Source organism: Thauera sp., assembly GCF_034003485.1.
Classification (GTDB): domain Bacteria; phylum Pseudomonadota; class Gammaproteobacteria; order Burkholderiales; family Rhodocyclaceae; genus Thauera.
Window position 1 is genome coordinate 39624 of record NZ_JAVEYL010000010.1, and the last position, 18880, is coordinate 58503.

The 18880-nt window shown below is 68.1% G+C and carries 14 protein-coding genes; 6 read left to right on the forward strand and 8 right to left on the reverse strand.

Annotated elements, in window-relative coordinates; all coding sequences use genetic code 11:
- The first annotated feature begins 77 nt into the window (after positions 1-77).
- The 4 genes from RBT54_RS07345 (at position 78) to RBT54_RS07360 (ending at position 5917) form a co-directional block, all read left to right on the forward strand.
- The gene (locus RBT54_RS07345) at positions 78-2252 is read left to right on the forward strand and encodes a TonB-dependent siderophore receptor (RefSeq protein WP_320365671.1); all 2175 of its coding nucleotides are present in this window, start codon (positions 78-80) and stop codon (positions 2250-2252) included.
- A gap of 59 nt (positions 2253-2311) precedes the next feature.
- Positions 2312-3493, forward strand: a complete 1182-nt coding sequence (locus tag RBT54_RS07350; protein ID WP_320365673.1) for a DUF1513 domain-containing protein — start codon at positions 2312-2314, stop codon at positions 3491-3493.
- A 193-nt stretch (positions 3494-3686) separates the two neighbouring features.
- A complete protein-coding gene (gene feoB, locus RBT54_RS07355; protein WP_320365675.1) occupies positions 3687-5648 on the forward strand; it encodes a ferrous iron transport protein B in 1962 nt (653 codons plus the stop codon).
- Between the two features lie 14 nt (positions 5649-5662).
- Positions 5663-5917, forward strand: coding sequence for a ferrous iron transport protein A (locus tag RBT54_RS07360; RefSeq protein WP_320365677.1), 255 nt, complete (start codon positions 5663-5665; stop codon positions 5915-5917).
- A gap of 116 nt (positions 5918-6033) precedes the next feature.
- Here the strand turns inward: RBT54_RS07360 and RBT54_RS07365 are convergent, their stop codons facing one another.
- On the reverse strand, positions 6034-6747 hold the full coding sequence (locus RBT54_RS07365) for a response regulator transcription factor (RefSeq protein ID WP_320365679.1): 714 nt from the start codon (positions 6745-6747) through the stop codon (positions 6034-6036).
- 45 nt (positions 6748-6792) lie between these two features.
- Positions 6793-8358, reverse strand: coding sequence for an ATP-binding protein (locus RBT54_RS07370; protein WP_320365681.1), 1566 nt, complete (start codon positions 8356-8358; stop codon positions 6793-6795).
- 274 nt (positions 8359-8632) lie between these two features.
- Here RBT54_RS07370 and RBT54_RS07375 point away from each other — a divergent pair, with 274 nt between their 5' ends.
- Complete coding sequence (locus RBT54_RS07375; RefSeq protein ID WP_320365683.1) at positions 8633-10273, forward strand: acyl-CoA synthetase; 1641 nt, start codon at positions 8633-8635, stop codon at positions 10271-10273.
- 105 nt (positions 10274-10378) lie between these two features.
- Positions 10379-11797 carry a xanthine/uracil/vitamin C permease gene (locus tag RBT54_RS07380; protein WP_320365685.1) on the forward strand — a complete coding sequence of 473 codons (1419 nt, stop codon included), beginning with the start codon at positions 10379-10381 and terminating at the stop codon, positions 11795-11797.
- Between the two features lie 78 nt (positions 11798-11875).
- Here the strand turns inward: RBT54_RS07380 and RBT54_RS07385 are convergent, their stop codons facing one another.
- The 6 genes from RBT54_RS07385 to RBT54_RS07410 all read right to left on the reverse strand — a co-directional run bounded on the left by RBT54_RS07385 (position 11876) and on the right by RBT54_RS07410 (position 18711).
- Positions 11876-12202 (reverse strand): AzlD domain-containing protein, encoded by a 327-nt coding sequence (locus tag RBT54_RS07385; RefSeq protein WP_320365686.1) that lies wholly within the window; start codon positions 12200-12202, stop codon positions 11876-11878.
- Positions 12199-12903 carry an AzlC family ABC transporter permease gene (locus tag RBT54_RS07390; RefSeq protein WP_320365687.1) on the reverse strand — a complete coding sequence of 235 codons (705 nt, stop codon included), beginning with the start codon at positions 12901-12903 and terminating at the stop codon, positions 12199-12201. The genes RBT54_RS07385 and RBT54_RS07390 overlap by 4 nt, the downstream gene beginning before the upstream one ends.
- Positions 12904-12969: 66 nt before the next feature.
- Positions 12970-13545: a TMEM165/GDT1 family protein gene (locus tag RBT54_RS07395; RefSeq protein ID WP_320365688.1), complete on the reverse strand. Its 576-nt coding sequence runs from the start codon at positions 13543-13545 to the stop codon at positions 12970-12972.
- A gap of 78 nt (positions 13546-13623) precedes the next feature.
- Entirely contained in the window at positions 13624-16701 is a 3078-nt protein-coding gene (locus tag RBT54_RS07400) for an efflux RND transporter permease subunit (protein ID WP_320365690.1), read from the reverse strand.
- Entirely contained in the window at positions 16698-17732 is a 1035-nt protein-coding gene (locus tag RBT54_RS07405; protein ID WP_320365692.1) for an efflux RND transporter periplasmic adaptor subunit, read from the reverse strand. The genes RBT54_RS07400 and RBT54_RS07405 overlap by 4 nt, the downstream gene beginning before the upstream one ends.
- Positions 17733-17796: 64 nt before the next feature.
- Positions 17797-18711, reverse strand: coding sequence for an adenylate/guanylate cyclase domain-containing protein (locus RBT54_RS07410; RefSeq protein ID WP_320365693.1), 915 nt, complete (start codon positions 18709-18711; stop codon positions 17797-17799).
- Between the last annotated feature and the right edge of the window lie 169 nt (positions 18712-18880).

An 18880-nucleotide genomic window follows, 5' to 3' on the forward strand; every position in this document is an offset into this window, starting at 1 on the left:
AGCGCGCGCATCAAGGCGCACCCCGCACGCAGGAAGCCAGCCACACATGACTTCCCAAACCGCGGAGATTCGCCCCGATGAAAACCCTCCACGCGCAGCGCCCCGGCGCTGACCGCCCGTTCGCCGCCCGCCCCCCTGCGCGCCCGTTGCTGCCATTCGGCGCGCTGATGCTTGCCGGCATGTCGCTCGGCGCCCACGCCCAGACCGCCCCGGCGACCACCCTTCCTGCCGTCACCGTGCAAGCAACCGAAGACGCCCCCCAGGACGGGCACCGCGCCACCGCGACCCGCGTCGGCAAGGTCCTGCAGGACCCGCACGACATCCCGCAGGCGGTCACCACCGTCACCAACACGCTGATGGAAGAGCAGCAGGTCGGCAGCCTCAAGGAAGCGCTGCGCAACGTCTCCGGCCTGTCGTTCAATGCCGCCGAGGGCGGCCGCTCGGGCGACAACATGAACCTGCGCGGCTTCTACACCTTCGGCGACATGTACCTCGACGGCATCCGCGACACCGCCCAGTACAACCGCGAGACCTTCAACCTCGAGCAGATCGACGTGCTGCGCGGCTCGGCCGCGATGCTCTTCGGCCGCGGCCAGGCCGGCGGCGTGATCAACCAGGTCACCAAGACCCCGCTGCTCGGCAACCGCGGCAAGATCACCGGCAGCGTCGGCATCGATGACTACCGGGAAGTCACCGGCGACTTCAACAAGGAACTCGGCGACACCACCGCGCTGCGCCTGAACGTGATGAAGCGCGACGAAGGAAGCTGGCGCAGCAACCCGGCCGACGGCGCCGAGCCCGAGATCCACCGCGAAGGCCTGGGCCTGAGCCTGGTCACCGGGCTGTACACCGACAACGAATTCACCTTCAACCATTACACCCTGAAGACGCGCGACAACCCGGACTACGGCATCTCCTTCGATCCGGCGACCAAGCGCCCGACCACGAACTTCGCCGCCGACACCTTCTGGGGCACGAACAATACCTTCGACGACAGCGACACCGCGATGAGCTCGCTGGTGCACCAGTACAAGCTGTCCTCGCAGGCCGAGATTCGCACCCAGTTGCGCCACGCGAGCTACGAGCGCGTGTATTGGGCGCAGGCGCCGAATCGAACCGACGCCCCGAGCTTCGACGGCAGCACCGGCGGCCCGAAGGTGCGCCAGACAGACACCGAGAACCTGACCCTGCAGTCGGACCTCACCGCGCGCACCAACCTGTTCGGCATGAAGCACGAACTGCTCGCCGGCATCGAGTACCTGAAGGAAGATTCCAGCCGCCGCAGCCTGCAGGACCTCGACCCGGGCGCGGGCCGCTTCTATCGTCCGGGCGCCTTCACCTCCGCGCCGGCGATCACCTACCAGGGTGACACCCTCGCCTTCTACGCCCAGGACACGATCGAGTTCGTGCCGAACTGGAAGCTGACCCTGGGCGCACGGCACGATTCGCTCGACGCCGAATATTCCAGCCTGAACTCGCCGCAGCTCGATTTCAGCGAGACCAGCATCCGCACCGGCCTGTCCTGGCATCCGACCGAGACCACCCACTACTACATCAGCTACAGCGACTCCTTCAGCCCGACCGCCGACCTCTACCAGCTCTCCGGCGGCAGCTACCCCGCCGAGCGCAGCAAGGTCACCGAACTCGGCGCCAAGTGGATGCTGATGGACGGCGATCTCGCCCTGCGCGCCGCGCTGTACCGCGCCGACAAGGCGTGGGAGCGCAATACCGACCTCGAGTCCACCGCCGCGATCCTGACCAGGAAGCGCCGCACCGACGGCCTGGAGCTCGAAGTGGCCGGACGCGTGACGCCGAACTGGGAGGTGTTCAGCGGCTTCTCGCTGATGGACGCGGAGATCCTGGAGATCGCGCCGGGCGCGGACGCCCGCCTCGAAGGCCAGCGCCCGCGCAATACGCCCAAGCTCACCTTCAACCTGTGGTCGACCTACGCGCTCGGCGGCGGATGGAAGATCGGCGGCGGCGTCGAAGCCAAGAGCGATCGCTACGCCTACGTGCCGACCGCCATCGACGCGAGCAGCAACTTCATCGACGGCAAGTTCTCGCCCAACACCGCGCCCGGCTACGCGCGCTGGGACGCGATGCTGGCCTACGAGCAGAAAAGCTGGGCCGCGCGCCTCAACGTCAAGAACATCTTCGACCGGGTGTACTACGACGCCGTGTACGACCAGGGCGGCTTCGCCATCCCCGGCACCGGCCGCGCGATCATCCTGACCGGCGAATACAAGTTCTGATTCGAGCGTATCGACCGACGGGCCCCGGCGGGGTCCGTCGTTTCCACTGGAACACCCCGATGAACAAACGCGACTTCCTGCGCACGCTGGGCGGCGGCCTCTCGCTCGCCCTGCTGCCCCGCACCCTGTTCGCCGCCACGCCCACAGCCGGCGAGCTCCCCGAAATCCGCCTGATCGCCGCCTGGCGCAGCCTGCACGACCTCGGCCGCGACGGCGCCTCACGAGGCGCAAAGACCGAAGGCGCCACCGACTACGTCGGCATCCTCGCACCCGACTGGCAGCAAGGCCTCGCACGCATCGAGACCGCGGTCGCCGTCCCGAATCGCGTCCACGGCCTGCTGGCCGACCGCGACGGCGGTTTCCTGGTGTGTGCCAACCGTCCCGGGCCCTGGCTGATGCGCTGCGCCGCCGACGGCGAAGTCCTCGCCCGCCAGGCGCTCGATGACGAGCAGAGCGGGCGCACGCTCAACGGCCACGCGGTCTTCGACCCCGCGGGCGAGTGGCTGTACACCACCGAATCCGAGACCGGCTCCACCCAGGGCTGGGTCGCCGTGCGCCGGCGCGACAGCCTGCGCAAGGAGGCCGAGTTCCCCACCCGCGGCGTCGAGCCGCACGAACTCGTGTTCGACGCCGATGGCAAGCTGGTGGTGGCCAACGGCGGCATCCTGCGCGCCGCCGGCGACCGCAAGCGCGACCTCGACCGCATGGACTCCTCGCTGGTGCGGCTCGATCCACGCAATGGCGAGCGCCTCGGCCAGTGGTGGCTGAAGGACAAGCGCCTGAGCCTGCGCCACCTGGCGCTCGGTGCCGCACCGGTGGCCAATGGCCGCACGCTGGTGGGCGTCGCGCTGCAGGCCGAGCACGACGACGCGGCCGATCGCGCCGGCGCCCCCATCCTCGCAGTGTGGAACGGCGACAGCCTGGAGATCCCCAGCCGCGAGACGGTGGGCGCGGGCTATTGCGGCGACATCGCCACCGGCATGGACGGCGGCTTCTATCTGTCCGCCGAGCGCAGCCACCGCGTGACGCGCTGGCACCCAGCCGCGCCCGAGCGCCTGGAGGTGATCGCCGAGCTGAACAAGGCGGGCGCGCTCGCCGAACTCCCGCTCGACGGCACCCACGCCAGCCTGATCGGCTCGCCCCGCGGCCTCGGCTTCTGGCACCCGCAGCGCGATCCCGTGCTGCTGCGCTGGCCGGTCGAGATCGCGCCCGACAACCACTGGGTCGCCGTGAGCGCCTGAGCGCACGCGCCCGCCGCTTCACTGCGCGCTCAAGCAGTGCACGTCGGCCCACCGCTGCTGGAGCGGCGCTGGGCCAAGCCTCGATCCGGGCAACAACACGCATGGGTCTTGAGCTTTATCAGGAAAAGGATTAACGCGACCTATTATCATTAACCGACTTTCACCTTCACTCGTCCCTGGAATTCCCCCCTCGATGGACTGCGCCGCCCCTCTGCCGTCGCCCGCCGCTGCATTGCGCACCCTCGCCCTCGTCGGCCACCCCAACGTCGGCAAATCGGTGCTGTTCCACCGCCTCACCGGCACCTACGTCACGGTGTCGAACTACCCCGGCACCACGGTCGAGGTGTCGCGCGCCACGCCGCGCTTCGACCGCGAGGCCTCGCTGCTCGACACCCCGGGCGTGCTCGCCCTGCCCTCGCGCAGCGACGACGAGCGCGCCACCATGCGTGCGCTGCTCAATGAGGACATGCGCACGCTGATCCAGGTCGGTGACGCCAAGAACCTGCGCCGCACGCTCAACCTCACCGCGCTGTTGGCCGAGCTCGGCGTGCCGATGGTGATGGCGCTCAACATGACCGACGAGGCCAAGGCGCGCGGCGTGACGGTGGATGCCGGCGCGCTGGCCGAGGCCTTGGGCGTACCGGTGGTGGCCACGGTGGCGACCGGCGGCGAAGGCGTCGCCGCGCTCACCGACGCCCTGGCGCGCGCTGCCGTGCCGGCGCCGCTGCTGCGCTACGACCCGGTGCTCGAGCACGACATCGCCCGCGTCGAGCAGCTCATCGTCGCCAACTGCCCGCATCCACGGCTGTCGGCGCGCGGCCTGGCCATTCTCGCCATCGGCCGCGACGCCGAGGTTGCCGAATGGCTCGCTGCCCAACCCGGCAGCGCCGAGGTGTGCGCCGCGCTCGCCGAACTCACCGCCCCGATCGGCCGCGACACCCTGCCCGCACGCCTCGCCCGCGAACGCAGCGGCGCGGCCGAAGCGCTCGCGCGCACCGTCACCCAGCAGGCCGCGGGCAAGGACCGCACGCTGTCGATGCTGCTCGGGCGCATCGCGGTGCACCGTCTGTGGGGCTGGCCGATGCTGCTCGGCGTGCTGTATCTGGTGTATCTGTTCGTCGGCGACTTCGGCGCCAGCACGCTGGTCGGCTTGCTGGAAGAAGACTTCTTCGGCGAGGTGCTCAACCCGGCGGTCACCGAGTTCGTCACGCGCCACATCTCCACGCCCTGGCTGGCCGATCTCATCGTCGGCGATTACGGCCTGTGGACCATGGGCATGACCTACGCGCTGGCGCTGATCCTGCCGATCGTCACCACCTTCTTCCTCGCCTTCGGCGTGCTCGAAGACTCCGGCTATTTCTCGCGCCTGTCGGTGATCGCCAACCGCATGTTCGCCGCCATCGGGCTGAACGGCCGCGCGGTGCTGCCGATGGTGCTGGGGCTAGGGTGCGTGACCATGGCCACGCTCACCACCCGCATCCTGCACACCCCGCGCGAGCGCCTGATCACCATCTACCTGATGGCGGTGGCGATCCCGTGCTCGGCGCAGCTCGGCGTGGTGCTCGGCCTGCTGGGCGGCATCTCGTTTGCGGCGACGGTGATCTGGGTCGCGTGCATCGTCGGCGTGCTGCTGTTCACCGGCTGGCTGGCGAGCAAGGTCGTCCCCGGCCGACGCGTACCCCTGATCACCGAGCTGCCGCCGATGCGCATGCCGGTGCTCGGCAATGTGCTCAAGAAGACCGGCGGACGCCTCAAGTGGTACCTGATCGAAGTGATCCCGCTGTTCCTGATCGGCACGCTGATCATGTTCACGCTCGATCGCAGCGGCGCGCTGCCGTGGATCATCGAGGCCGGCAAGCCGCTGGTGGTGGGCTGGCTCGGGCTTCCGCCGGAGGCGAGCGCCGCCTTCGTGATGGGTTTCCTGCGCCGCGACTTCGGTGCCAGCGGTCTCTTTGCGCTGCAGGCCGAGCTGTCGATGGTGCAGGCGGTGGTCGGCATGGTCACGATCACGCTCTTCGTGCCCTGCATCGCCAGCCTGATGATGATCATCAAGGAACAGGGCATGAAGGTCGCCGCGCTGATGCTGGCGATGATCGTCCCCACCGCCTTCTTCGTCGGCGGTGTCCTCAACCACGGCCTGCGCCTGATCTTCTGAGGAATCCACCGTTCATGAACGCGACCCACGCCCAGGCGCACGAACGCATCCGTCTCACCGGCACGCCGGTGGGGCGCATGGTGCGCATCACCGATTTCGGCGACGAGATCGACCCGCTGCAGCGCGAACAACTCCACGCCTATGGGCTGTCGGCCGCGCATGCGGTGAAGGTGCTGCAGCAGACGCCGATGACGGTGCTGCTGTGCGAGCATGTCGAGCTTGCCATCGAGCATGCCGTCGCGCGCCACATCTGGGCCGAGCCGGCCTGAGGGGAGTACCCGGCATTCGCGGGCAAGCCCGCTCCCACAGACAGTTGCTCCCACGGCAGTCTCCGCTTATGCCCCCCAACGCAGCCTGCATGTGCACCCCCGCAGCAGCCTGCGCTTCAGCTCCAGCTCACCGTCGCCGCCAGCAGATAGCCGGCGCCGTACACGGTCTTGATGAACTTGCCGCTGTACCCGCCCTGCTCGAAGCGCTTGCGCAGGCGGGACACGCGCAGGTCGATGCTGCGGTCGAGCGCGCACACGTCGCGGCCGGCGAGCAGCTGTTCGCGCGACAGGATCTGGTTGGGGCGCTCGAGGAAGGCGATCAGCAGTTGCGACTCCGCCAGGCTCAGCGTGTCCTCCACGCCGTCGGGCGAGATCAGCCGATGGGTGGCACGCTCGAAGCGCCAGCCTGCGAAGTGGGCGGAGCCGGGCGGCGGCGCATCGAGCGCGGGTTCGGGCTGGTAACGGCGCAGGATGCTGCGCACACGGGCGATGAGTTCGCGCGGTTCGAAAGGCTTCACCACGTAGTCGTCGGCGCCCAGTTCCAGCCCCATCACACGGTCGTGGGTGTCGTCACGCCCGGTGGCGATCAAGAGGCCGAAGCGGTAGCGGCTGCGCAGTTGCTGCAGCACCTCCATGCCGTCCATGTCGGGCAGGCCGAGGTCGAGGATGGCCACGTCGGGCACCTGCACGCGCAACTGGCGCAAGAAGTCGCCACCGGTCGAGAATGCCGCATGGCGGTAGCCGAAACGCTCGAGCGTGGCGGTGATCAGCCGCGACACCGCGGCATCGTCCTCGACGACGTGAATCAGTGTCTGGGGCTTGTCGCTCAAATCCCTGTCTCCACGCAATGGGTACGGCCACGGGACGGCCAGCCTTCAAGCGATTGCGGCGTTCAACACTTCGACCAGGCGCTCCTGGGTGAAGGGCTTGCCGAGCACGGGCATGTCGGCATCCTCGCGGCCCGCCATGGTCTTGTCGGCGTAGCCGCTCATCAACACCACCGGCAGTTCGGGGCGGAAGCGGCGCACGAAGCGCGCCAGCGCGCGCCCATCCATTCCGCCCGGCATCACGATGTCCGACAGCACGAGCGCAATCGCAGGGATATTTTCGACCATGTCGGCCGCTTCGTGGCCACTTTCGGCCTCGAGCACCGCGCAGCCGAGTGCAGACAGCTGCTTGCGCACCACATCGCGCACCTTGTCGTCGTCTTCGACGAGCAGCACGAGCCTGCCTGCGAGCGGACGATCCGGGGCAGCGGCGCCCCCACATTCATCCGCTGACACACCACCCTCGGCGTGCAGGACAACGATTTCGCGCGGCGCCTGCGGCAGCAGCAGCGACACCGTGGTGCCCACCGCCTGCCGGCTGCGGATGCGCACGCCGCCGCCCGACTGCTTGATGAAACCGTACACCATCGCCATACCCAGCCCGCTACCGAGGCCGAATTTCTTGGTGGTGAAAAAAGGCTCGAACACCCGTGTGAGCGTTGCGCTGTCCATGCCGGTGCCGTTGTCGGCCACGGTGATCTGCACGTAGCAGCCCGGCGGCAGCTCGAGATCGGCCGCAGCCGCGCCGTCGATGCATTCGAGCGAGCACTCGATGCGCAGCTCGCCGCCATTGGGCATCGCGTCGCGCGCGTTGAGCGCGAGGTTGAGCAGCGCGCTCTCGAGCTGATTGGGGTCGACCAGCGCACGCAGGTCCACATCGCGCGAGGCGGTCGACACGGTGATCGTGCTCGGCAGTGAGCGCCGGATCATGCGCGCCATGTCGAGCACCAGTTCATTGACCTCGACCACCACCGGCACGATCGGCTGCTGGCGCGAGAACGCGAGCAGGCGGCGGATCAGCCCCGCACCGCCCTCGGCTGCCGCCAGCGCAGGCTCGACGTATTCCGCCACCGCCGGGTGCTCGCCGAGCGCCTCGACCAACCCCTGCAGGTTGCCCATCACCACGGTCAGCATGTTGTTGAAGTCGTGTGCCAGCCCGCCAGTGAGCTGACCGATCGCTTCCATCTTCTGGGCCTGCGCGAGCGCGCTCTGCGTGCGCCGCTGTTCGGTCACATCGACCGCGTGCACGTAGCAGCCGATGACCTCGCCGCCGGGGCCGAAGTCGGGAACGAGGGTGCTGCGGGTGTATAGGGTCTCGCCGCCCGGTCCGGGCATGCTGTACTCGTAGCTCACCTCCTCGCCCGCGAGCGCGCGCCGCACCTTGTCCTCGACCTGCGCAAACACATGCGGGCCGATCACCTCGAGGATCGGGCGGTCCTTCATGCCCTCGCTGGTGGTCCCGAACCAATGCGCATAGCGCCGGTTGCCATAGCGGAACACCCAGTCGTGGTCGAAATAGCCAATGTGGGCGGGAATGGTATCGGTGATCTGGCGAAGGCGCAGTTCGCTGTGGCTAAGCGCCCCGAGGCCCGACGATGACTGGTCCTGACTCATTTCCGTGCTCGTCGCTCCACTGCAGTCCTGATTCCGTCAGCCCCGTCCGCGGACACCCCTCGCGCCCATGGCTCTGGCGCTGCAGACTGGAGCAACCCGGCATTCTAGAGTTCGCCCCACGACCAGAAAATGGCGGACAAGATTCAGTACATTCTCACGAAATTGCCGACAAGATTTTTTGCCATTCTCCATACCCGACGGTATGGATGCCCGGACTGTGCCCGGCCATCCCTGACCCATCGCTAACCTGTTGCAAGACCGGGAGTGGAGAAGGATGTCGAAAATCGCATACGAACAAGGACTGGACAAGAATCCGGCCAACTATGTACCGCTGTCGCCGCTCAGCTTCATCGAGCGTACCGCGATGGTCTATCCCACGCGCACCAGCGTCGTGCATGGCGCACAAAGCTACACCTGGAGCGAGACCTACGCCCGCTGCCGCCGCCTGGCGAGCGCCCTGGTCGCCCACGGCATCGGCAAGGGCGACACGGTCGCCGTGATGCTGCCCAACGTGCCGTCGATGTTCGAGGCGCACTTCGGTGTGCCGATGACCGGCGCGGTGCTCAACACGCTCAACACCCGCCTCGACGCCGAAGCCATCGCCTTCATGCTCAAGCATGGCGAGGCCAAGGTGCTGATCACCGACCCCGAATTCGCAGCCGTGGTCCGCCCCGCGCTCGAGCTGCTCGAAGGCGACAAGCCGCTGGTCATCGACGCGCTCGATGACGAATACCCTGGAACCGACCGTGTCGGCACGATCCTGTACGAGGACTTCCTCGCCGGCGGCAACCCCGACTTCCAGTGGAGCCTGCCCGCCGACGAGTGGGACGCGATCGCGCTCAACTACACCTCCGGCACCACCGGCAACCCGAAGGGCGTGGTGTACCACCACCGCGGCGCTTACCTGAATGCCGCCTCCAACATCATCAGCTGGGGCATGCCGCAGCACTCGGCCTATCTGTGGACGCTGCCGATGTTCCACTGCAACGGCTGGTGCTTCCCGTGGACGATGGCTGCCAACGCCGGCGTCAACGTCTGCCTGCGCAAGGTCGACCCGGCGCTGATCTACGAGCTGATCCGCCGCCACAAGGTCACCCACATGTGCGGTGCGCCGATCGTCTATGCCATGCTGATCAACGCCCCCGACGGCCTGCGCGCCGGCATCGAGCACAGCGTTGCCGGCCTCATCGCCGGTGCCGCGCCCCCGGCTGCGATCATCGAGGGTGCCGAGCGCATCGGCTTCGACATCACCCACGTCTATGGCCTGACCGAAACCTACGGCCCGGCCTCGGTGTGCGCCAAGCACCCCGAGTGGAACGAACTCCCCATCGACCGCCGCGCCGAACGCAACGGCCGCCAGGGGGTGCGCTACCACATGCAGGAGGCGATCACCGTGCTCGACCCAATGACGATGGAGCCGGTGCCTGCCGACGGCGAGACCATGGGCGAGATCATGTTCCGCGGCAATCTGGTGATGAAGGGCTACCTGAAGAACGAGAAGGCCACCAACGAGGCTTTCGCCGGCGGCTGGTTCCACACCGGCGACCTCGCGGTGATGCACCCGGACGGCTACGTCAAGATCAAGGATCGCTCCAAGGACGTCATCATCTCCGGCGGCGAGAACATCTCCTCGCTGGAAGTGGAAGACGTGCTTTACCGCCACCCCGCGGTGATGACCGCCGCCGTGGTCGCCCGGCCCGACGAGAAGTGGGGTGAAGTGCCCGCCGCCTACATCGAGGTCAAGGAAGGCGCCGGCGTCACCGCCGACGACATCATCGCCCACTGCCGCGAGCACCTGGCGCGCTACAAGGTGCCCAAGCACATCGAGTTCTGCATCCTGCCCAAGACCTCCACCGGCAAGATCCAGAAGTTCGCGCTGCGCGAGATGGCCAAGTCCGCCTCGGCCATCGAGTAACCCGGCCAATCGGGTCGGACTCGATCGACTCGCTCCAGGGTCGATCGAGTCCGACGCATTGATCCGGCATCAAGCTTTCATAACGACAATCAAGGAAGACAACACATGCTGATCCAGCGCGAGCAAGGCGCCGAGCATCCATACTGGCCGCTCGGCCCATTCAAGATCCGCCTGCCCTTCATCCATTACCGCTGGGAATTCCCGGAGATGATGCAGGGCCTGTTCATGTTCGTCGTCAGCCTGGCGATGATCCCCCTGCTGCAGAAATATCTCGGCATGCCCTATGAAGCGGCACTGGCTGGCTGCGTGATCGCAGGTATCGGCTACTTGTTGCCGGCCCTGCTTGGCGTACCCCTCGTGCCAGGCTGGATCACACCCGCCATCCCGGTCGTGCTGCTGTATCTGCAGAACTTTGAACCCGGACCGGAGGCGGTCAAGGCGATGTTTGCGCTGCAGGTGGAAGTGTTCATCATCTTCCTTTTCCTTGGCCTTACCGGCCTGGGCAACAAGCTCATCACCATCATTCCGAACTCCCTCAAGTCGGGCATCATCATCGGCGCAGGCATTGCCGCGATGATGGGCGAGCTCAAGACCGGCGGGCGCATCGACGCGACCCCGATCTCGTTGCTGATCGGCTCGATCGTGTCGGCTTACATCCTGTTCTCGCTGTCGTTCAAGCACATCGTCGAGACCAGCAAGTTCGCCAAGATGATCTCGAACTTCGGCATGATCCCCGGCATGCTGCTGGCGATGATCGTGGGCTGGGTCGTGGGCGAATACCCCTGGCCGACCATTGAATGGGGCATCACCCAACCCGACTTCGGGCTGCTGGCCAAGCACCTGGTGTTCGAGGCGGGCGCGCCCAGCATGGACATGTTCCTGCTCGCCATTCCGACCGCGATCATCGCTTACGTGATCGCCTTCGGTGACATCCTGGTCGGCTTCACCCTGTGCAAGCGCGTCGACCACCTGCGCCCCGACGAAAAGATCGAGCTCGACGTCACCCGCGTTCACCTCGTGACCGCGCTGCGCAACGGCCTGCACGCGCTGGCTGCACCCTGGCCCGGCCTTGCCGGCCCGCTGTGGACCGCTGCCCATGCCACCGTCGCCGAGCGCTACGCACTCGGGCGCAAGGCGATGGACTCGATCTACTCCGGTGGTGGCACGTTCTGGATCACCGGCATGATCGCGATCTTCATCCTGCCGCTGGTCACGATCTTCAAGCCCGTGCTGCCGATCGCGCTGTCGCTGACCCTGGTGTTGACCGCCTACATCTGCATCATGGTCGGCATGGAAGAGCTCAAGGGCTCGACCGAACGTGGCGTGGCCGGCATCGTGGCGGTGACGCTGGCGATGCCCGACCCGAAGGCCACCGTCTATGCGGTTGTCGTCGGCCTGGTGCTGTACTGGCTGATCGAGCGTCCGAATGCCGCGCAGCGTGCGAAGACCGATCTGTCGATCATCGGCGACAACACCGCCGACATCGAAGCTGGCGACGAGCACGGCGTGGCGAAGAAGAGCTGAGCCTGAAAACATCGGCGGAGAGGCCCTGGGCCTCGCCGCCGCGCACGCTCCCGAGGGGCTGGCGCCGGTAGCCAATCGCTACCAGCCCAGCCCCTTTCTCATCAGCAGCAACACGCTCATGCCCAGGATGAAGGGCAGCCAGGGATTGCGCCAGCGCAGCGCCACCGCCAGCACGACAAGGCCGGCGGCGAACTTGGGATTGAACGGCGTGAATTCACCGCCGTCGAGCAGCAGATCGGGCATCACCAGCGCCGACAGCGCCGCCGCCGGCGCATAGCGCAGCGCGCGCTGCAGGGCCGGTGGCAGGCGGCCCTTCTCGCCGAGCAGGATGAAGCTGCCGCGGGTGCCCACCGTGGTCATCGCCATCAGCGCGAACGCCACCCACAACCACACGCCCTCGGTCACGACCGCCCCCCGCGCTGCTGCCAGTGCTCGGCGGCAAAGCCGGCGGCAATGCCAACCGCGATCCCGGCCACCACACCGAGGCGCAGCGGCAGGTCGCGCAACAGCACCGCGCCCAGCCCGCCGGCAAGTGCCGCGACCAGCATCGGCCGCGTGCGCACCATCGGCAGCACCATCACCATCAGCGCGATCGTCACCATGAACTCCAGCGACCAGTCGCGCGGCATGAACTCGGCACCGAAGATGCCGAGTGCGGTAAAGATCTGCCACACGCACCAGTTGAACGCCGAAGGCGCGATGTAGTAGCCCCAGCGCCAGTGCGGGTCTTCAGCCTGCAGCAGCTTGTCGGCACCGACCGCGAACACGCCATCGACCAGCAGATAGCTCGACGCCAGCCGGCGCGCGACGGAGCTGTCATGGAACACCGGCGCGATCGCCGCGCTGAAGATCACGAAGCGCAGGTTGAGCGCGAGCGCCGTGAGCATGATCAGCCACAGCGGCGCGCCCGCGGCGATCAGCGGCAGCGCGCCGAGCTGTGCGGTACCCGCATAGACGAGCAGGTTCATGCCGAGCGCCTCGATCTCGGACAGGCCGATCGAGCGCATCGCGATGCCGGTGACCATCGCCCACGGCAAGAGGCCCACCGAGATCGGCAGGAAATCGCGCAGGCCCTCGCGGGCACCGCGGCGAAATGCGGATTCCATCAGCGCTCCGGGAAAAAGCGAGCAAGGATAGCAGCCGGCACCGCAGTCCGGGCCGGCGACGCCGCTTCAGAAGCCGAGCGACTCGCCTGCGCCGGCCAGCGTGGCGATGCCCAGGCCGAGAAAGATCGCCGCCGCGATGCCATGCACCAGCTTCACCGGCATGCGCGCCGCGATGCGGTCGCCGAGCAGCACGGCCGGCACATTGGCGATCATCATGCCGAGTGTGGTGCCGGCCACCACCGCCACCAGCGCCTGGTACTGCGCCGCAAGCGCCACGGTGGCGACCTGGGTCTTGTCGCCCATCTCGGCGAGGAAGAAGGCGATCAGCGTCGCGCCGAACACGCCGAAGCGCGGCAGCTTGGCGTCGTCCTCGTCGAGCTTGTCGGGGATCAGCGTCCACACTGCCATCGCGATGAAGGACAGTCCGAGCACCCAGCGCAGGGTCTGCGGCCCCATCAGCGTGGTCAGCCAGGTGCCGACCGCGGCGGCGAAGGCATGGTTGGCCAGCGTCGCGACCAGGATGCCGGCGATGATCGGCCATGGACGGCGGAACTTCGCGGCGAGGACGAACGCGAGCAGTTGCGTCTTGTCGCCGATTTCGGCGAGGGCGACGATGGCGGTGGAGACGAGGAAGGCGTCCATGGCGGGCGGGAGAAGGAAGGGAGGGAGTCGGCACGGCGCCGGCGTAGTGCGCGCGGCATCGTGCCGCGGTGCAGCATTCTATCGGCCGCTGCGCTCCATCGCCATCCGATACACCAGCGGCACCGCGAACAGCGTCAGCACGGTCGAGAAGCCCAGCCCCCACACGATGCTGGCCGCCACCGGCCCCCACATCAGCGACTTTCCGCCCAGCCCGATCGCCAGCGACAGCAGCCCGCCGATGGTCGTGGTCGATGTGATCAGGATCGGCACCAGGCGCCGGCGTGCGGCGTAGATCGCCGCGTGCTGCACGCTCATGCCCGCCGCGCGGCGCTCGTTGGCACCGTCGATCAGCACGATCGCCGAGTTGACCGCGATGCCGGTGAGCGCGATCACGCCATACAGCGTGTAGAGCGACAGCGGATTGCCCGACACCAGCAGCCCAAGCACGACGCCGGTGAACGCCAGCGGCACCGTCACCAGGATGATCAGGGGCTGCCAGTAGCTGCGGAACTGGGTGGCGAGGATCAGGTAGATGAGGCCGATGCCGAGCGCGAACAGCTTGCCCATCGCGTCCAGGCTCTCCTGGATGTCTTCCAGTTCGCCGGAGAAGTCCAGCTCCACGCCCGGGAAGCGCGGCTGCAGCTGCGCCCACGCCGCCTTGAGGCGGTCGTTGGCCTCGACGGTGTCGATCTGCGTGCGGTCGAGCTCGGCCTCGACGGTGATCGCGCGCGTCAGCTGGTAGTGGCGGATGTAGCCCTTGGACAGGCGCAGTTCGTGGTCGACCAGTTCGCCGAGCTGCACGCTGCGGCCGTCGGCAAGCGGCACCACGCGCTGCAGCAGTTCGGTGACGTCGTTGAGGCTCTCCTGGCGCGCGCGCACCACCACCTCGACCTTTTCGCCGCCGTCCCGGGTGGTGGCGACGAGTTCGCCCTCGCCGTAAAGGCGCAGCAGGCGCGACACCTCGGCCGGATTGACGCCGGTGCGGGCGAGCTTCTCGCGGTTGAGCGTGAGGCGCATCTCACTGCGCCCGGACACGTCGTCGTCGGTGAGGTCCTTCACCCCGGGCAGGCGGGCGACCTCGGCCAGCAGCGCGTCGGCGGCAGCACGCAGTTCGGGGTAGTCGTCCGACTTGATCTTCACCGAGATCGGCCTGGCGGTGGGCGGCCCGCCCTTCATCTCCATGAACGAGAACTTCGCCTCGCCGCCGAGCGCCTCGATCCGGGGCCGCACGCTGGCGATGATCTCGGCGGTGTCGCGCATGTCGGCCGCACGCGGCAGCAGCGACACCAGCACCTGCGCGTACTGGTCGCCATAGACCGGCTCGGTATCGGTGAACTTGAGCCCCGCATAGCTCGCGATCGAGCGCAATTCGCTGGCGTCGATCGTCTGCTCGAGCGCCCGTGCCGCGCGCTCGGCCTCGGCCAGCGTGCGCTCGGGGGTCACGCCAGGCGGCATGTCAACGCTGACGTAGAACAGCCGCATCGAGTCGAAGGCGAAGAACTGCACCTTCACCAGCCCGGTCGCCACCGCACCCCCGGCACCAGCGACGAGCAGCACCAGCGCCGTCGCGGTCAGCCACCGCCGGCGCAGCACGACCACCAGCGCACGCGCGTACTTCACCCGCAGCCAGTGCGTCAGGCGTTCGCGCCACACCTGCGCGCGTGTGCGTCGCTGCGACGGTTGCAGGCGCAGCGCGAGGATGTGGGTGGGCAGGATCCAGAACGCCTCCGCCAGGCTCACCAGCAGGCCGACGGTGACCACGAAGGGCACCACGAACATGAACTTGCCGAGAATCCCCGGCAGCAGCATCAGCGGCAGGAAGGCGGCGATCGTGGTCAGCACCGAGGACAGCACCGGCAGCCCGACCTCGGCTACGCCGCCGACCACCGCCGCCCGCGGCTCCTCGCCGCGCTGCAGGCGGTAATAGATGGCCTCGACAATCACCACCGCGTCGTCCACCAGCATGCCGAGCGCGATCACCACGCCGAGCAACACGGTGAGGTTGAGCGTGGATCCGAGCAGATTCACCGCGATGAAGGTGCCGGCAAGCGCGAACGGCACACCCAGCCCCACCAGGAGCGCCAGCCGCGAACCGAGGAAGATCCAGCACATCACCAGCACCGCGAACAGGCCGAAGATCGCGTTCGACTCCATCACCCCGATCGCATGGCGGGTGGCGTGGGTCTGGTCGTCGATCAGCGCGAGCTGCACGCCCTGCCCTGCCAGCAATGGATTGCGCTCACCGGCGAAGGCCTGCAGGCGCTCGACCAGTTGCAGCGTGTTGGCGTCTGCCTGCTTGGTGATCGACAGCATGATCGACGGCCGGCCGTTGTAGCTCACCAACTGGCTCGGGCGCTCGTGGCTGCGCACCACCTGCGCGATCTCGTCGAGCGCCACCCGCCCCTGCGGCGTCACCACCGCAGCCTGCGCCAGGGTCTCCGGGTCGGGCGTCTTGCCCTCCATGCGCACCAGCCACTCGCGGTCCTGCACCCGCACCCGGCCGGCCAGCGTGTTGCGGAACCACGCGGCCACGCCATCGGCCACCTGCACCGGTGACAGCCCGGCCGCTGCGACCCGCGCCGGGTCGAAATCCACATGCAGTTCGGGATCATCCAGCCCCGCGGCGATCACCTGGTCCACGCCGGCGAGCCCCTCGAGCTCCTTCTTCATCAGGAAGCCCGCGCGCCGCAGGTTCTCGCCGCCGCTGCCGTGAAGCACCAGGATCGCGGTCGGGAAGCCGTTGGAGCTGGTGATCTCCATCACCACCGGGTCGGTGGCGTCCGGCGGCAGCTCGGCCGAGGCCTTGTTCTGGATCTCGCGGCGCAGGTCGTTCACGCGCTTGTCGAACTGACGCTCGCTCAGTTCCTCGAAGCGCACCAGGATCGACGACACGCCCTCGCGGCTCGACGACGAGGTGAAGCGGATGTCCTTGACCTGCTTGATCGCGTCCTCGAGCGGGCCGGTGAGCTCGCGCTCCACGTCCTCGGCGGAGGCGCCCGGCAGCGTGGTGATGATGCTGACCCAGTTGAAGTTGATCTCCGGGTCCTGCGCGCGCGGCATGGTCAGGTAGCTGAAGATGCCCCCGAGCAGCACCATCAGGAAGGCGATGTTGGCGAGCGGATGGTTGTCGATCAGCCGCCCGTAGAGACCCCTCACTGCGCGCTCCCGCTCGGCTGCCCACTCGTTTGTGCACTCTCCGGCGCCGCAACCAGCCCGAGCGCGAAGCGGCCCTCATCGACCACCGCGGTGTGCAGCGGCCAGTCCACCGCCACCGCCCGTCCCGCCTGGGCGTTGGGCAGCGGCACGAACACCGGCGCGCCCTCGCGCACCACCCACGCCCCCAGCTTGCCGTCGCGCTGCTGCAGGTAGCCCGGCGGCAGATGCGCCACGGTGCTGCGCCAGCGCAGTTCGCCGGCCAGCCCCGGCGTCAGCACGCCCTCGGCCTGCAGCACCACGTCGCGCGCCTGCCCGGCGGCCTCGACCACCGCCGACACCCGGCGGATCTGCAGCGCGTACTCGGCATCGCCGGCCACCAGCATCCACGCCCCCGCGGCCTGCAGCGCATTGATCTGAGCCTCCGGCACGCGCGCGTGCACCTCGGCATCCGCACTGGCCGCCAGCACCAGCAGCGGCGTGCCCGGCGCGGCGAGGTCACCGACCGCAGCCAGGCGCTCGCGCACCACGCCGTCGTAGGGCGCGCGGATCACGGTGCGCGCCAAGGCGAGTTCGGCTGCCGCCTGTGCGGCACGGGCCGCGTCGCGCTCGCTCTGCAGCACGCCCACCTCGGTCTCGCGAATGCGCAAGCCGTCGGCGCTGATGAAGCCGCGCGCGGCAAGCGCACGCGACTGCGCAAGTTGCGCGCGGGCAAGCCGGATGCGGCTGTCGATGAGCGCGATCTGGGCGCGCACACGGTCGAGCTCGATGCGAAAGCTCGCGTCGTCGAGCCGCACCAGTTCTGCACCCCGGCTGATGGAAGCCCCGACGCGCGCGGGCATGGCCACGACGCGCGCCGACAGCTCGGCGGCAATGCGCGCCTCCTCCTGCGCCACCACCGTGGCAGGCGCGCGAAACTCGGGGTACACGGCGATTTCGGCAAGCGGCCGTGGCGACCACTCCGCCGCGCGTAGCGGCAAGGGAAGCAGCAGGATCGGAAGCAGGATCAGGGCGAGCAGTCGAACCGGTCTCATCGCAACTCGATCAGGAAGATTGGGGCGGCGCTCGCCAAGGCATCGGGGGCGGCCCGGAACGACATCAGCCGTGGTCGATGACCCTGAAGCTGAGCGTCGGCGCGGTGAAGTCGTCGGGCGTTGCGCCCAGGCCGATCTCTCCCTCGCCATAGAGCGTGCAGGTGTCGCGGCGCAGCAGCACCGGCGCCGCCGAACCGGTGAAGCGCACCCAACTGCCGTTGCTGCTGAAGTCGGTGAGCAGGCACTGCCCACCCATCCACTCGACGCGCGCATGGCGGCGCGACACCCGCGGATCGTCGATGGAAAAGCCGGCGCCGTCACCACGGCCGATGATCAGCGGCGCATCTTCGGCGTGCAGCTCGATATGCTGGTCGAGGCGGTCGATGTCGACCCGGCGCACCGAAGGTTCTCCGTCTATCAGCTCCTGGAAGTCGAGCAAGGTGGTCAGCGTGGTTTCGGCCGTGCGCGCGAAATCGACCCGCCATACCCGCAACGGCTCCGCCTTGCCCTTGATGGTGATGCGGTCGAGGCTGTGGCAGGCGATCCGAAGCGATTCGGGCAGGCTGGCGAACACCGCGTCGCCGATCAGCGTCTCGCCCGTCTGCGCGCGGTCGCTGAGGCGTGCGGCAACGTTCACCGCGTCGCCGTAGCAGTCGCCGTCGTGCTCGACGATGGCGCCACGATCGATGCCGGTCTTGACACCCAGCGGCGCACGGCGAAGCTCGACGCTGGCGAGCTCCTGCAGCACTTCCTGCAGGCGTGCCCCCGACTGCACGGCCGCCACCGGATCGTCGAACAGCACCAGCACACCATCGCCCAGATACTTGACGACGTGCCCGCCGGCACAGGCCAGGTGACGGCCGAGCGCGTGCGTGCAGCGGGTGACGATCTGCGTCGCCGCCACGTTGCCTGCCGACTCGAACAGCCCGGTACTCCCCGTCAGATCGGCGAATACCACGGTCCTGACCGATTGCTCCACGCGCCTCCTCGCTCCATTTCTTCTTCGCACGACATCGCCCCGCCAGCCCGAGCGGCGGGGGTTCGCTGCGTTGCGCAAGACGGAATGCTAGCACTAAGGCTTGAAACCGTCATCGGCGAGGCCATACGGCACGGCAAGACCTCCCCCGCCCCGAGCAAGCCCGGCCCTC

Bases quoted from the DNA above. Each gene is read 5' to 3' on its own strand.
- RBT54_RS07405 (WP_320365692.1), bottom strand. From the start codon at position 17,732: ATGAGACCGGTTCGACTGCTCGCCCTGATCCTGCTTCCGATCCTGCTG.
- RBT54_RS07350 (WP_320365673.1), top strand. From the start codon at position 2,312: ATGAACAAACGCGACTTCCTGCGCACGCTGGGCGGCGGCCTCTCGCTC.
- RBT54_RS07345 (WP_320365671.1), top strand. From the start codon at position 78: ATGAAAACCCTCCACGCGCAGCGCCCCGGCGCTGACCGCCCGTTCGCC.
- feoB (WP_320365675.1), top strand. From the start codon at position 3,687: ATGGACTGCGCCGCCCCTCTGCCGTCGCCCGCCGCTGCATTGCGCACC.
- RBT54_RS07375 (WP_320365683.1), top strand. From the start codon at position 8,633: ATGTCGAAAATCGCATACGAACAAGGACTGGACAAGAATCCGGCCAAC.
- RBT54_RS07395 (WP_320365688.1), bottom strand. From the start codon at position 13,545: ATGGACGCCTTCCTCGTCTCCACCGCCATCGTCGCCCTCGCCGAAATC.
- RBT54_RS07390 (WP_320365687.1), bottom strand. From the start codon at position 12,903: ATGGAATCCGCATTTCGCCGCGGTGCCCGCGAGGGCCTGCGCGATTTC.
- RBT54_RS07380 (WP_320365685.1), top strand. From the start codon at position 10,379: ATGCTGATCCAGCGCGAGCAAGGCGCCGAGCATCCATACTGGCCGCTC.
- RBT54_RS07370 (WP_320365681.1), bottom strand. From the start codon at position 8,358: ATGAGTCAGGACCAGTCATCGTCGGGCCTCGGGGCGCTTAGCCACAGC.
- RBT54_RS07360 (WP_320365677.1), top strand. From the start codon at position 5,663: ATGAACGCGACCCACGCCCAGGCGCACGAACGCATCCGTCTCACCGGC.